Here is a 14,094-nt window from a genome sequence, read left to right as displayed (position 1 = left end):
AGAACCGCTATTCGTATTGCAACCAAACGGTAGCTTTACAGGGCTGGTCCGCTATAGCTCTTAACCAATGGGCACTATAACCATCGGGAAAAACATGAGTAACCTTTTTACCTGCGGACACCTTTATCTTTTTATATATTTGCCAACCATTCAAGTCTACATCTACCTCCAAACTAATGTTCACATCCTTATCTGCGGTAAGTGTAACTGTTTTTTTATCGTAGCCCGTCATTAAGAAAGGTAAAGAAGCTTCACCGGCTTTCACTTCCGTGTTTTTCCAAACGCCGCCTTCTCCCCGAGGCTTACCCAATTTCCACAGATCGTCAATAGCGCCAAACCATAAGCCATTATTATCTCTTGATGTAAAATAATGCCCGTCCGCTTTTGCTGTTGTTTTAGTTCCGCTCAGTACTAATAACCCACGCCAGGTGCAGAAGTCCATAATTTTTTTGTGTGTGTAGCCACAGGACGCATAGCTTTATAACCTGCCTCACGGCCAATTTCATAAAAGCTGCCGTGGGCATTTAACATCAGCCTTTCGGACTCCACTTCCCTCCTGCCGCGTGGCCAACTTCCATCAAAAGGTTGGTCGAAAGCCGTATCACCTTTAGGTAACCTGAAGGTGCCTGTTTTGTCTTTTACGATCACAGAGACATCGTCTATTTCAAAATCTTTTTGAGCATCATGAGCCGTTTCATTTCAATTGAGCTATCTGTAGCGGGTCTTATAAATTCCAACTTTTCATTTACTTCCACATAACCTGTGTTAATACCGCGGATGGGTAAAACCTGGAGGTTAGTATTGTGCCCTGCCGGGCGAATGAGACCGGCATTGAATGCCCCCTTTATCTGCGGCATCTGCCAGGGCTGCAAACATAGGCGCGGCAGCGGCAGCATGTGGTTTGCCGTTGAAGTACAGATAAGCAGATGCTACACAATTTTTATCGGTTTTAAAACGGATCCAGTTAGCTGAAAAGTTTTGTGGTAAAACATGATAGTTATACCCGTTGGCACCCACCCTTACTGTTTTATACAGCTTCCATTCGTTATTGCCTTTTGCATCTGTTTCAATGGTGAAGGTTACAGGTTCTTTGCCATTATGTATTAAATGCAGCATCTTTTGTTCGGTGCCATTCACCAAAAAAGGATCTGATACCGTATTTGCTTTTACGCTGTCGTTAACCCAGGGCCCGCCCCAGGCGTTGGGAGCGCCCCATTCTTTGAGATCACTGAATTGCCCAAACCAAAGATTAGATTGGGAGCGGCCAGCCATCGGGTTTTCCAGCATAGTAGTTTCATCTGTACTCAGCACCAGCTTTCCATTCCACTCGCAAAAATCGGGTATATAGCGAAGATGGGTGCTTACAGGCTTAATACCGGCGCTGTTTTTCTTACTGAAAGTTTTAGGAAAATCATAAAACATACCATGCATGTCCATCAGCATTCTACCATTACCGACTTCCCTGATACGGGGCCACTCGGTATACCAGCCGCCGCGGTGATCGTAGGTATGAGTAGCTTTGGGTAAACGATACGTGTACCACTCACCGTCATCCAATAATTTCAATATCACGGAACGCCTGTCCCAGCCAATACTCCAAAGCGGTGATTGGTTATCAGGCGCCCCGTAAATGCCGCCGGGACCTGTAACATCGGTAAATTGCTTACGCTCTACAATCTTCCAGTCATGTCCATCCCAACTGGCCAATACGCCCATTTCTTCACTGTTGGCGGGCTTTAGTGAACCGGCTTTAATATCTCCGGGTTCTGTTTTATGGGCTGCAATTTCTCCGTTATTGGCTACCACCAGTAATCCCTGGGAAGTATAGGCTCCTTTACCATGCCATCCGGGAACCGGTTTATTGAATAATTTATTTACGGAAAGATCGTACACATTCACCTCATAGAGCATTCCTTCCATATCGTAGAAATATACTTTATTCGCAGGATCTGTAAGATGCCGGGCATTTGCCGTCATTCTTCCCGGCATTTTTGAAAACGGAATGACCCTCACTTTTCCCTTACTGTCTATAAAATAACTGCTGGTGATCAACTGATTGGATTCCTTGTGTATCATCCGGTTGGCCGGTGTACCGCCAATACTTTCCGGGTGTGTGGTAATTTGCAAATCATTGCTGATGCTGTACAATTTATCTGAACTACCCAGTGGACAATGAGGCGAATAGGTTACCATCCATAGTTGGTTGGCCCAGGGCACAATGGCACCAATGCCTCCCTCAAAACCATCCGACTTAGGATCGAAGCTCCCGCTAATATCGCCGCATCCGGTGGTATTTTTATCGTTAAAGACTGCGAGGTGCGGGTATACACCGCTAATGTATACGGGCTTCCCGTTTGCCTGCCCTGCGGTATCTCTAATGCCGATACTCAGGGCTATTACACAGGTTGCCTTTACTATTTTTGTTTTGAAAAAATTCATCGTTACTTTTTTAAAATGCTTACTTCTTTGCAGTATAGTGATAGATAATATTTAATCATACCCCAATTTGAAGATCAAATAATGACACTCAGAATAACAGCTTTCCGTATTCATATAGCAAATATTTTCTTCTTCTGTAATCGTTAAACCAGATTAACAAACTTAACTTTGGAAGGAATAACTTTCCAAATCTTAGCCTGCACAAACCGCTAGACAAAATTTTGGACAACTTATATTTATGTAAACCAATGACTTAGTTTTTTTTATTTCTTAGTATGGATAAGGCAGTTAATGAGAAAGGTTTTGAATTGCTGGATTTATGTTGTCAGCTGGTATCAGAAAAATCTAATAGTAAGCAAATAGGTCAGTGGACAAACAGCGATTACCAGTTGCTCAATGGTCAGATTCGCAGGCAAACAGATATATCCATCAGCCCCAACACGCTAAAACGAATCTTTGGAAAATTAAAAACACCCGAACGCTACTACCCTCAAAAAGCTACACGTGATGCATTGGCGCAATATGCGGGCTTTAAAGACTGGCAGTCTTTTGCAGATAGTCATGAGGTGTTAAGCCTATCTCCCCGAACAATGAGAAAGCGAAAAGTGAACCAGGTAATCAACATACTGAGTTTGGAAATGCCGACCTGCCTCACCCCCTTTTGAGCATAACAAACAGGTAAAATTCGGTTTCCCCTGGTTGCTAATCGGTATAGTAATGGCAACAGTAATTTCCACAGTATTATTTTTTACATATTCAAAATCAGCGTTACCTAAGGATATAAAACTAATATGTAAAAATCCGGAAGGGCAAACACCTCATTCTGCCTTGTTTTCACTGAAGATCCCTGATAACTATAATGCTGAAAACGAGTTTACCATAGATTTTGGAGATGGAGAAGCAAGAAAAAGTATTGCACCGAATACAACCCTTTCACACTATTATGAGATACCGGGTCGCTACTATGCCTTACTTAGATACCAGGATAAAATACTTGATACATCAGTGGTATACCTTAAAACTGATGGATGGACTGCCACAGCAACCAGCCCCAGGGATACCACGCGCGTTTATCCTATAGAGCTTCAACAACAATCTAATAAAAGCGCTGCAGGTAAATACAGCAACCTTACATTTCGCGGGTATAGATACCACTCATACTTTTTTGTGAAATTCATCCGTGCTGAACCTCTCGATGTAAGTGGTGATAATTTCGAGTTAACTACACAATTATTTACATCTCCGGATCGTGTGGGTGTTCGTTGTGCTCCTTTATATATTTACATATACGGTGAAAAAACCTCGCACTACTTTTTTATTCACAAACAAGGCTGCGAAGCATGGATTGAAGCGCGGTTCTCAGAATGGTTTCGTTATGGCGACCGGGACGACATGCAGGATTTTTCCGCCGACTTAAGTAAGGGTGCTTACCTCAAATTCAGAGTAGAAAACAAGACAGTCAGTATCTGGATCGATCAAAAGAAAATATTTACTACCCGATACCTGAACCCTATTGGAAAGATATATGGTGTTAATGTTTCATTTGCGGGGATAGGAAGCATTAAGGCCCTGTCGCTTGTCAATTTAGAAAACAACGCCCCTGTAATTCTGTTACCGGATAATCATTCCATCAACAAATAGCTCTGTTTGCCGCATCCCCCTTATTTCAAAGCAACTTTAATATGCTGCAGCGGATCGAATCTATAATCAAATTGGTTATCAATCACCTTATAATTCTTCACGCGTTCAAAAAAAAGGATATCGATTAGGATGAAATGGGGGATATTGCTGATTGGTTTTTATTTGGTTATTTCTGATCAGCAACCCGTCAACCGACTTTGCATAAACCAAAGGCCTGTCGAAGGTTTCAAAACTATTATGCTCTATAATAATACCCGAATGAAAGTACTTTTGCTGATCTTTAAGCTTAGGTATTTCAGGATAAATTGAAATGATGGCGTTGGTAAATTGAAATATATTTGTCAGGGCATTAATAAACCGGTTATTGCGAATGATAACCGATCGGCAGGCCCCGGTTTCATACCATCCGTTACAATCGCCGCAAAGTAATATAGCCGAACCGGAGGTATGATCAAATGTATTGTTTTCGACAACTGTTTTCCTGGGTGTACTAAACAAAGATCCCCTGGCCCGATTGTTCCGGATGGTGTTGTGCGCAAAATAAACCTCCGGCGTCCATGTCATATTCTCTATTCCAAAACCAGATGAATCAGCAACGGGGATTTCAATACCATCGGTAAATTCAATCTCAAATTGTTTAGCTCCCGCCACAGTTGGCTGATCTAAAGGCCGTATCCGGCGAATGGTATTTGCATTGCCAACTACCTCCATCGTTTGGCTCCTTACCAATTGCACCTGGTCTTTCGGCAAACCCCATTCGAAGCCATATGATTGACCGTGCATGTACTGAACAACAATAGTTTTATCGTTCTTTTGGTTAACAACTTTAAGGTAAGTACCGTGTACATTAATGGCATCATCCATCATAGCCTCATATAATCCGCTGACAGACTTTATGATGCCCTTACATCCGGAAAAATGCGTAGCATCGGCCTGTGTGGTAAAATAGCGGGGATCGCCGGCGCCTTTTAAGGCCACATTAAAATGATCGAGTGTAATATTCTCTGAAACCTGCGCCAGCAATCCCATTCCTTCTGCATAATGCACCGTAATATTTTCAAAGAAAACATTTTTGCCGTGATCTAAGAAAATACCGGGTGCAGGGCGATGCCAGGAGCGCATGGCCAGTATCATACCAGGTGCCAGTTTTTTTCTTCCAGCCAAACGCCTTAATTACGCCGGGGCGAACTTCCACTACTTTTTTAAAGCAACGCTTACATCACTTGTGTTATAAACAATATGACGGGTAGTTTTGTCGAATGCAATTCCGGATGATGGGTTGAGCTCCCAGTCGGAACCCTGATTATAAAAAATACTATCCCTGATCTTATACTTTACCCAATCTGAAGTTTTCAATGTAATAATATTATTGACGGTATCATTCTCCAGTATCTCTGCCTGGCAAATATGTGGCAGGTCGAAATCAATCCGGAGATTCCTGAGCTTAAAATTCTTAACCTGTTCCATCGATACCGGTAACATTCGCCCGTGAAAGATAAGATCGGACATGCCGCCATCGAAAGTAATATTTTCAAGACCTTCAAAAGCCAGCCCTATTGTTTTGGGATTATCCTGATCATGGTTGGAAATAAATAGTTTCTTCCGGATTGCATTTTGCGGGAAGAAATTGTAGCGTCCGGGCTTCATCTTTACTGAAACCGGAATGCCTTTCTTTTGATTGGCTTTGATGCGCTCCATTGCCCGGGCAAATAAAGGAGTCATGTCTGCGCCTGTATTGGGAACAATTCCCATATCATCCAAACGATACAAAATTGTATCATTAGCAGCCCGGGTTGTTACTGTAACCAAACCAGATATCATAATCACCAATAAAAGACGAAAAGCAAAAGCCCTTATCCCTGCAATTTTACGCGTTGCAATACTTAACATTTTCATATAACTCTTCTGTTTATTGCTGGTTTAGTTATGGCAACTGGCGAGTCCAGATTGTTGCAACCAACCAACTCGTTAGTAAGCATTTTCCGTTAAAATTTTTGTCCCAAAGGCCTGTCCCGGTCTACCCTATTGCTCTGCTCTGAACCTGAACTTTTCTTTCGCACATTGTAACCGGAAACTGCTTTAAAATTTAAAGTTACCGTATAAGCGCTACCAGCCATTGATCAATCGTTTGCACCAATTCCAACCTCCCAAAAGTAATCAGCCTTATCATCATATAGCTTTCAAAAATATACATAGTCAAAAATTTTCGGGCCTACCCGCTCCTGCACTTTTTTTGTTTAAAAGGTGTTCGATACTATTTTTAAACTACCTTAGGTTCAAGTATTTCAGAGTCCGTATTCATAAATTAACCTACTCATGAATTTAGAACTTCAAGATAAAATTGCATTCATCAGTGGCTCAACAGCCGGTATTGGTTTTGCGATTGCAAAGAGACTTTTATCAGAGGGTGCAGCCGTCATCATTAATGGAAGAACCAATTTAAGCGTTGACGAGGGTATTGCCAAACTGCAGGACCTGGTACCTGATGCTAAGGTGAGCGGCATTGCAGCAGACTTTTCCAAAGTAGCCGAGGTTAACCACTTAATAGAACAATTACCTGAGATTGATATTCTTATTAACAATGCCGGCATTTTTGAACCTAAAGCTTTTGCGGAAATTCCCGATGAAGACTGGTTTAGATTTTTCGAAGTAAATGTAATGAGCGGCATCCGTCTTTCAAGGCATTGCTTTCCCAAAATGCTTGAAAAGAACTGGGGACGGATTATTTTTATTTCCAGCGAATCGGCTGTATTTATTCCCGATGAAATGATACACTATGGTATGACCAAAACGGCGCAATTGGCGGTTAGCCGTGGATTGGCCGAATTAACAAAAGGTACAAGAGTGACAGTAAACAGCATCCTTCCCGGGCCTACCAGATCTAAGGGTGTGGGTGGTTTTTTAGAAGATCTGTCAAAAAGTAGCGGTCAATCCATAGATAAAGTGGAAGCCGATTTCTTTAAAGATATGCGGCCGAGCTCCCTGCTAAAGCGGTTTGAAAATGTAGAAGAAATAGCAGATACCACTGTTTATTTTTGCAGCCCCCTGGCCTCCGGTACCAACGGCGCGGCTATACGGGTGGAAGGCGGACTGGTTAAATCGATCCTGTAGTAATGGAACCAATGTGCAGATGTGAGTAACCGGGAAGCACGCATAGTTGCGGCCCTATCACGGTATTGATCGCATACATAATAAGCAAAATGGCTTAAAATGCAATCGCTCCTGACAGCTTTTGAAAATTGGACAGCGATCAGGTCCCTACTCAAAAAGTGCTTCGAAAGAATATCCGCTATGTGGGTAAAATCTCCATGATTGGAAGTATCTCAATTTTATGATGATACTACATAAAAATGAAAACCTTTCTCTGTACACGCTCTAAAGAGCTGATTATTTGAAGCAGCAATAGCCCATTAAGTTATTGGATCTTAAAAGAGATACACCCTTCCGTTATTTAAAGTACTTCATCTTTTCAGGCACATACCTCGCAAAACACACCGCCGGCAACCAGTCTGACTATACAGGTTTTACTCAAATGGATAATCATTTGATTCTAATGGATCATTTGATGAAACAATCAGCAATTACAAATTCGTAAAAGGTTTTGCATTATTTTCATTTGCTAAGGTCGGCGATTATTATGAGAAGGCTGGTGCTTCTATGCTGCCAGGATCTATGACCGGATTTATTTTTTTATAAACAACTTAACATGTCGTTCAAATATTTGCTTACTGTGCTTGCTTTGGGATGCATAACCTTCTGTAGTGCCCAAGATAAAATATCTATTGCAGGACCATGGAAGATTCGATTAGATGCAGATAGCTTGTATTACAATCAGCATAAGCCCCCTGCTGAATTTACACAAACTATACAATTGCCGGGCACAACAGATGAAGCGGGACTGGGATCTAAAACAATCGGATCAGACTATGGCATTCTTACAAGAGCATTTAAACATATTGGGCCGGCCTGGTATCAGCGGCAAATACATATTCCTGCAGACTGGAAAGGTAAGAACACCTATCTCCTCCTGGAGCGTGTTTTATGGGAAAGCCAGGTATTTATTGATGGGCGCCCTGTTTCCAAACTTTCACCCTTATATGTAGCGCACCGGCATAACCTTGGTACCCTGGAACCGGGTGCTCACACACTTACCATCTGTGTCAATAACGACCTGATCCACAATATTGGTGACAAGGGGCATGGCTATACAGAATATACACAAACTATCTGGAACGGCATCGTTGGTAAACTGGAATTGCACTCCGAAAATCCCATTGCTATCAGGCTGGTCAAAACCTACCCGGATGCAGAAAAGAAATCCCTGCGACTGGAGACTTTTTTAACCAGCCCCACATCAGATGATATCATTCTCACTGCTTCTTTAAAAGATCTGCAAACCGGTAAACAGGTACACACTGCATCGAAAAAATTTGCCGCTGATCCTGAACATGTAAAAATTGATTGGACAATAGATGGACTAGAAAATATAAAATCCTGGGACGAGTTTGACCCCAACCTTTACGAGGTTTCGCTTACCCTTAAACAAGGCGGCAATATCTCAACCTGGAAAGACAAAATAGGTTTTAGAAATGTTTCAACAACCACTCATAAAATTTTGGTTAATAGCAAGACAACATTTATGCGTGGCAATCTCGATTGCGTACATTTTCCCTTAACCGGCTACCCATCCTGCAATATTGAAGACTGGGAAGCTATATTCAGCAAGTATAAAGCATATGGGTTAAATATGGTTCGTTTTCACTCCTGGACACCACCCAGGGCTGCTTTCGAAGCGGCAGATAAATTAGGCATTTACATCCAGACGGAAATTATATGGCTGGACTGGTGGATGGCAGGCGAACAAAAAGATCGTCCCGAAATGAATACCAAGGGTTATCCCCAGGGCCTGGGTAAAAACCCCAATGCCGATGCCTTTGTACAGGCCGAAATGCAGCGGGTGATAGATGAATATGGCAACCATCCCTCCTTCCTGTTTTTCTGTATTGGCAACGAGCTGGGTAATTCTGATTTTGACGTGATGCAGGAATGGGTAAAAAAACTGAAATCTGCAGATCCACGCCGTTTATATGCCGTGTCTACCGCCCGGAAAATAATGCCTGTAGATGATTATATGGTCACCCATAATATTCCCAATGTGGGTGGAACCTATGCCAATAGCATGAACCGGACCGATGCAGGCCTGGAAGCTAATTACCTTAAAGCCACTATACCCATAATTGCACATGAAGTAGGCCAGTATCCGGTGTACCCTGAGTGGAAGGAAATAGAAAAGTATAAAGGAGTTTTAAAAGCAAGAAACCTGGAAGGCTTTAAATTAGTGGTGCAAAAAAATGGTATTGCCAACCAGGACATCGATTTTCATAAAGCCACCGGAGCCCTGCAACAGCTATTATATAAAAATCATATCGAAAACATTATGCTGGCCCCCGAGTGCAGGTTTTCAAATGCTGAGTATGAGTGATTACCAGGGACAGGGCGAGGCGCTTGTTGGCTGGCTCGATGCTTTCTGGGAAGATAAAGGAACTACTGCTCCATCGGTTTTCAGGGGTTATAGCAATGCTGTAGTACCCCTGATAAGAATAAAAACTTTCACTTACACGAGTAATGATACGCTAAAATTGAGTATGGAAGTCGCTAATAATTACAAGACGGATGTACAAAAAAATTGTTATGGGAGATCACTGACATGAAGGGCAAAGTGCTTCACAAGGGTGTAGCAGCACAGAATTTTTTCGGCCAGGGAAAACTTACCAAAGCTGACAGCCTCACCTTATCCCTGGCAGGTTTTCCGAAGGAAGCGGCTCAGTATAATTTCCGATTATATTTTGAAGATAAGAGTTATAGCAACCATTGGGACTTTTATATATTCCTCCCGAGGGTGAAAAAGCTGTCAACACCAATGGCATTTATGTAAGTGAAGAGTGGAATAAACAGGTAGACAGCGTTTTGGATAAAGGCGGAAAAGTACTACTGGTGGCTAATAAATTAGGCAGCAAAAAACATCGGCTCCGGTAAGTTTTACCCCCTTATTCTGGAGTGCCAGTTTTTTCCTGGTCAAAGCAATCAAACGCTGGGGTCAATGATTGACAATAAAAGCGAGGCATTTCGTTTCTTTCCAACCACTAACGCTACCAATTGGCAATGGTTGAAAGCAATGCCAGGCGCACGTTATTTTAATCTTTCCAATATGCCAAAAAGTTTCCGGCCTCTGGCTCAACCTGTTTCAGACTTTCATTACAATGAAAAGCTGGGTAGCATATTTGAAACAAAAGTGGGTAATGGAAAATTGTTGATATGCGGATATGCGCTGAAACAAAAGAACAACGCCTATGCACACCAACTATTTTACAGCCTGATCGCTTATATGAAAAGTCCGGCTTTTGCACCCCGTGAACAGCTACCACTAACGCTGCTGAAAACAACACTTGCTACGGTGCCGGAAGCAGTACCCGCTACCCCATTACCTAATCAATTTCAAAATGCAGCCTTTTTTGTAAAAGCGGCTGCCAATGTTTCAGCAGCCAAAGACTGGGCAGCAGCTGATGACAGTGTAGTGGTTGGTAAAAAATATCAATATCATATTACGTCCGCTTATTCCGTGTCTCAACCGCAGGGCAAGGCTTGGGATGGAACTAATTTTTCGATAAACCTGCAGCCTCCTGCAGGCGTAAAGGGATATATTTATCTGTACCTGATCAATGACGCCAAAAGAAAAGGTGAGGGCACCATTACGATTGAAGGCCGGGAACTGAAAACCGGCACGATACCCGTTAGTGGTAAATGGATCAAAATATTTATGATGCGCGAAGATACTAATGATGGAAAAGTACAAATAGAACTTGTATCAGACGGACCGGCGCCACTGCTGGTGAACCAGATAGCAGTAGTGGAAGAAGATTAGGTTCTCAACGATCTTCTACCAAATGAACCGGCATTTTTTGCAATGCTGCCGGTTAGAAGTATGTAGGTAAGATTTGTTATCATAATTAACCAGAAATCTTAACACCTGAAAAGTTCATGACCAAAAAGAAAGGCGACAGTAATGGTCGCTTTTCGCTTTAGCTTAAATTTCATATTCTATGTTTCTTAGGATAAAGCCTTTGTCTTACATAGTGATTATGAAAGTGGTTGTATACCATTCGCTACGCCATCTTCATCTTGTAACACTATTATTCTACTACCCGTATTTATGACTCTCTATAACAGAATGGCCATTTCCTGAGGCCATTTCGGGTCTGGCTTTGATAAAATAGTGTAGGTTTGGGGCAATAAAGTGTAATACTTATTTCCCTTCCTGCTATAATTTCGCAGTGAATTCATCTGACCTGGAAAGTTTAGCTTTAAACACCTGGTAAGCTTAGCCTGTTTTCGTATAGCCCCCTGACCGATAACTTTTAAACAAAAAATGCAATGAAGAAACTTTTATTGGTGTCATTGTTGGGCTTTTTATGAATCCCGGCAAAGTAGTTAATGCGCAGTGTACTACAGGTGTTGTATACGCTATATCCAGTGCCAATCAGCAAACGCTGGTAAGGCTTGATACCACAACAGATGTGGGCACAACCATTGTGACTAACATTTTTGGTGGAGGTGCTGCTGCAACCATGGCTGCCGCGGGTGGCCAGGCGGGAACAAGTGCTGCAGCACTTGATCTTACAACCAATATCTTATGGTTTGCCAACCGCGGAAATGCCACTGATCCGGTTCCAAAAATATTTTCGTATAATATTTCCGGTAATACTTATGGTACAACTAACGCTACGTTCAGCGGTGTAACTACCGCATCCAATTTTAATAAAGCTGCCTACAATCCTGTTGACCGAAATATTTATTTTCATAATAGCAGCACGAATACATTATATCGTTTTAATCCCAATACGCCTGCTGTAGCAGCTGTAAGTCTTGGAACCTTGACGGTTCCCGGAGTAGCTTCACCCGGAGGATTTAGCGGAGGCGATATTGCTTTTGATGGTTTGGGTAATTTAACAGGCGCCTTTAACAATGCTAATATATTAGCCATTTTTCCGGCCCAGTATGATGCCAACGGCAACTACAATGGCTTATCGCTTGCAGGGCAATCATTTGCACCCCTATCCAGCAGTCCCTCGTCAGTAGCTTTTTTATCAAGTGGTAATTATATCGTAGGTAGTACCAGTGGCTCTTTTAAAGTAAGCACCAATACCGGTGCCTCTACCGATATTTCTTCAACCAACAATTACAGCTCTTCTGACTTTGCATCCTGCGCTGCGCCGGCACCCAGTATCACTGCTATCAATACTGCCACGAGAAACTGTGCCGGGGTACTGTTTCATTTACCGTAACGGTGAGCAATACCGGTGACTTTCATGCCATTAATGCTCATTACCGAAATCCCAATCCTTCGGGCTTAACACTTAGCAGTGCTACATTAAATGGAATTGCGCTGAATACGTTCCAAATCGATTCTATCCGGTTGGGAACCGGAAGCGGGCTACTGATCAAATCGCAGGATCCAACCGGCACCCGTACACAGGCAGCAACGGGAAGCGGTGTATTGTATAAAGATGAAGCTGCTACCCTTGTATTAACCTATAGCGGTGCAACGGGTACTGCTCCTTATATTGGGCAGGGTTTTATCAAGTATAATGGCGTTCAGATATTAAACCTTCCTAATGATGAGCTGCCTACCAATAACCCGGCAACTCCCGCCGCCAATGACGCTACCACAACCCCGGGATGTTTCACCATAACCGGTACTGTTTTCAACGACATGAATGGGGGTACTACGCCAGATGGATCTGTACCCACTACATCGGTGCCGATATATGTTAATGTGATTGATCCTGCAACAGGTAATGTGGTAGCCAGTGTTACTGTTAATCCTGGCACCGGAACCTATACTGTTCCCAGTTTAAATCCAGGCAACTACACGATACAGTTAACCCAGGTTCAGGGTGTAGCGGGTAATCCCAAACCAGCCACTATGCTGCCGGATGGTTTTGCTCATTTAAACACTTCTATTGGCAATTCCACAGCACCTGATGACGGCAATATTACTAATGGTGAAACGCCCGTTACGGTCGGTTCCGTTAATCTCACCGGTGTAAACTTTGGAATTGAACAGGCTCCTGAAAGTATTGCTGGTGCTAAATCCATAACAGGTGCGCCTCAAAATGGCACAACTTATTCTTTGGAGGATACACCATTAAGAGGCAGCGATCCGCAGGATCAGCCGGCACAGGGAAGCTGGGCGGGTAAAACCATTATTATTGATAGCCTTCCTACCAATGGCTTTGAGTTAATATATGATGGTATTACAATTACTACACCCGGCTTCAGAATACCCGGTTACGATCCTGCGAAGCTGAGTATTAAAGCTACAGCTGTACCGGGTGGAACCAGCTCTACCCGATTTTACTTCTCGTCGGTAGATTTGGCCGGTGTAAAAGACCCGTCACCTGCCGCCTTTAATCTTAATTTCTCTACTGCCTTGCCGGTAGTGTTTGGCATCATTACGGCTACACTTACCGATGAACAACTGGTTATTAACTGGCAAACCTTAACAGAGAAAAATTGCAGTCACTATGAAATAGAGGCCTCGAAGGACGGGATCCATTTCCTACAGATCGGTGAAGTAAAAACCCTGGCGCCAGGCGGCAATAGTGATCAGGCTTTAAGTTATAATTTTTCCAAAACTTTTAATGGAACGATGATGTGGGGTGTTACATTGTTTACGTTGGGCTTGCTGTTACTGTTAGGTATGCGGCGCAACAAATGGCTACACTTGTCTATGTTGTGGATGGGTATGGGAATATTCGCCGTGAGTTGTAATAAAAACACTAAAGATCTGCTGTCGGACAGTCATTCACAACTCTTTTTCAGGATCAAACAGGTAGATATTAATGGAGACATTAACTATTCGAAAGTGATACAGGTTCATCAAAAATAAAATGTGCTTGTTTCGATAAGATCAACAATACATTCTATACTATAACAAATCTGGGTTTGATATTA

General features: G+C 42.6%; 14 protein-coding genes. 9 read left to right on the top strand and 5 right to left on the bottom strand.

Annotation, left to right across the window (positions count from 1 at the left end):
* Positions 1–7: 7 nt before the first annotated feature.
* The 3 genes from MKP07_RS25330 to MKP07_RS25320 form a co-directional block, all read right to left on the bottom strand.
* On the bottom strand, positions 8–442 hold the full coding sequence (locus MKP07_RS25330) for a hypothetical protein (protein WP_240849930.1): 435 nt from the start codon (positions 440–442) through the stop codon (positions 8–10).
* A complete protein-coding gene (locus MKP07_RS25325; protein ID WP_240849929.1) occupies positions 412–648 on the bottom strand; it encodes a hypothetical protein in 237 nt (78 codons plus the stop codon). The genes MKP07_RS25330 and MKP07_RS25325 overlap by 31 nt, the downstream gene beginning before the upstream one ends.
* A gap of 147 nt (positions 649–795) precedes the next feature.
* Complete coding sequence (locus MKP07_RS25320) at positions 796–2,439, bottom strand: hypothetical protein (protein WP_240849928.1); 1,644 nt, start codon at positions 2,437–2,439, stop codon at positions 796–798.
* Between the two features lie 275 nt (positions 2,440–2,714).
* Between MKP07_RS25320 and MKP07_RS25315 the strand changes: the two genes are divergently transcribed.
* Together MKP07_RS25315 and MKP07_RS25310 are read left to right on the top strand one after the other, a co-directional pair.
* Positions 2,715–3,104, top strand: coding sequence for a hypothetical protein (locus tag MKP07_RS25315; RefSeq protein ID WP_240849926.1), 390 nt, complete (start codon positions 2,715–2,717; stop codon positions 3,102–3,104).
* A gap of 52 nt (positions 3,105–3,156) precedes the next feature.
* Positions 3,157–4,080: a hypothetical protein gene (locus tag MKP07_RS25310; RefSeq protein ID WP_240849924.1), complete on the top strand. Its 924-nt coding sequence runs from the start codon at positions 3,157–3,159 to the stop codon at positions 4,078–4,080.
* A 105-nt stretch (positions 4,081–4,185) separates the two neighbouring features.
* Here MKP07_RS25310 and MKP07_RS25305 read toward each other — a convergent pair whose 3' ends face one another.
* The gene (locus MKP07_RS25305; protein WP_240849921.1) at positions 4,186–5,244 is read right to left on the bottom strand and encodes a right-handed parallel beta-helix repeat-containing protein; all 1,059 of its coding nucleotides are present in this window, start codon (positions 5,242–5,244) and stop codon (positions 4,186–4,188) included.
* 30 nt (positions 5,245–5,274) lie between these two features.
* Positions 5,275–5,976, bottom strand: coding sequence for a hypothetical protein (locus MKP07_RS25300; protein ID WP_240849919.1), 702 nt, complete (start codon positions 5,974–5,976; stop codon positions 5,275–5,277).
* A gap of 420 nt (positions 5,977–6,396) precedes the next feature.
* On the opposite strand from MKP07_RS25300, the gene MKP07_RS25295 reads away from it, so the two are divergent.
* The 7 genes from MKP07_RS25295 (at position 6,397) to MKP07_RS25265 (ending at position 14,029) form a co-directional block, all read left to right on the top strand.
* Positions 6,397–7,191 carry an SDR family NAD(P)-dependent oxidoreductase gene (locus MKP07_RS25295; RefSeq protein ID WP_240849917.1) on the top strand — a complete coding sequence of 265 codons (795 nt, stop codon included), beginning with the start codon at positions 6,397–6,399 and terminating at the stop codon, positions 7,189–7,191.
* 595 nt (positions 7,192–7,786) lie between these two features.
* Positions 7,787–9,562: a glycoside hydrolase family 2 TIM barrel-domain containing protein gene (locus MKP07_RS25290; RefSeq protein ID WP_240849915.1), complete on the top strand. Its 1,776-nt coding sequence runs from the start codon at positions 7,787–7,789 to the stop codon at positions 9,560–9,562.
* Positions 9,555–9,791: a hypothetical protein gene (locus tag MKP07_RS25285; RefSeq protein WP_240849913.1), complete on the top strand. Its 237-nt coding sequence runs from the start codon at positions 9,555–9,557 to the stop codon at positions 9,789–9,791. Before MKP07_RS25290 ends, MKP07_RS25285 begins: the two co-directional genes overlap by 8 nt.
* 160 nt (positions 9,792–9,951) lie before the next feature.
* Entirely contained in the window at positions 9,952–10,116 is a 165-nt protein-coding gene (locus tag MKP07_RS25280) for a hypothetical protein (RefSeq protein WP_240849911.1), read from the top strand.
* A 64-nt stretch (positions 10,117–10,180) separates the two neighbouring features.
* Positions 10,181–11,002 carry a hypothetical protein gene (locus MKP07_RS25275; RefSeq protein WP_240849910.1) on the top strand — a complete coding sequence of 274 codons (822 nt, stop codon included), beginning with the start codon at positions 10,181–10,183 and terminating at the stop codon, positions 11,000–11,002.
* Positions 11,003–11,549: 547 nt separating this feature from the next.
* Positions 11,550–12,422, top strand: coding sequence for an NHL repeat-containing protein (locus MKP07_RS25270; protein WP_240849909.1), 873 nt, complete (start codon positions 11,550–11,552; stop codon positions 12,420–12,422).
* Between the two features lie 2 nt (positions 12,423–12,424).
* Positions 12,425–14,029: a hypothetical protein gene (locus MKP07_RS25265; RefSeq protein ID WP_240849905.1), complete on the top strand. Its 1,605-nt coding sequence runs from the start codon at positions 12,425–12,427 to the stop codon at positions 14,027–14,029.
* Positions 14,030–14,094 lie beyond the last annotated feature (65 nt).

It is taken from the genome of Paraniabella hibiscisoli, from assembly GCF_022512515.1.
Taxonomy (GTDB): Bacteria; Bacteroidota; Bacteroidia; order Chitinophagales; family Chitinophagaceae; genus Niabella; species Niabella hibiscisoli.
Note: the sequence above shows the minus strand (reverse complement) of the source record. Positions and strands in the feature narration are given on the sequence as shown.

Bases quoted from the DNA above. Each gene is read 5' to 3' on its own strand.
- MKP07_RS25275 (WP_240849910.1), top strand. From the start codon at position 10,181: ATGATTGACAATAAAAGCGAGGCATTTCGTTTCTTTCCAACCACTAAC.
- MKP07_RS25300 (WP_240849919.1), bottom strand. From the start codon at position 5,976: ATGAAAATGTTAAGTATTGCAACGCGTAAAATTGCAGGGATAAGGGCT.
- MKP07_RS25285 (WP_240849913.1), top strand. From the start codon at position 9,555: ATGAGTGATTACCAGGGACAGGGCGAGGCGCTTGTTGGCTGGCTCGAT.
- MKP07_RS25290 (WP_240849915.1), top strand. From the start codon at position 7,787: ATGTCGTTCAAATATTTGCTTACTGTGCTTGCTTTGGGATGCATAACC.
- MKP07_RS25330 (WP_240849930.1), bottom strand. From the start codon at position 442: ATGGACTTCTGCACCTGGCGTGGGTTATTAGTACTGAGCGGAACTAAA.
- MKP07_RS25320 (WP_240849928.1), bottom strand. From the start codon at position 2,439: ATGAATTTTTTCAAAACAAAAATAGTAAAGGCAACCTGTGTAATAGCC.
- MKP07_RS25310 (WP_240849924.1), top strand. From the start codon at position 3,157: ATGGCAACAGTAATTTCCACAGTATTATTTTTTACATATTCAAAATCA.
- MKP07_RS25295 (WP_240849917.1), top strand. From the start codon at position 6,397: ATGAATTTAGAACTTCAAGATAAAATTGCATTCATCAGTGGCTCAACA.
- MKP07_RS25270 (WP_240849909.1), top strand. From the start codon at position 11,550: ATGAATCCCGGCAAAGTAGTTAATGCGCAGTGTACTACAGGTGTTGTA.
- MKP07_RS25315 (WP_240849926.1), top strand. From the start codon at position 2,715: ATGGATAAGGCAGTTAATGAGAAAGGTTTTGAATTGCTGGATTTATGT.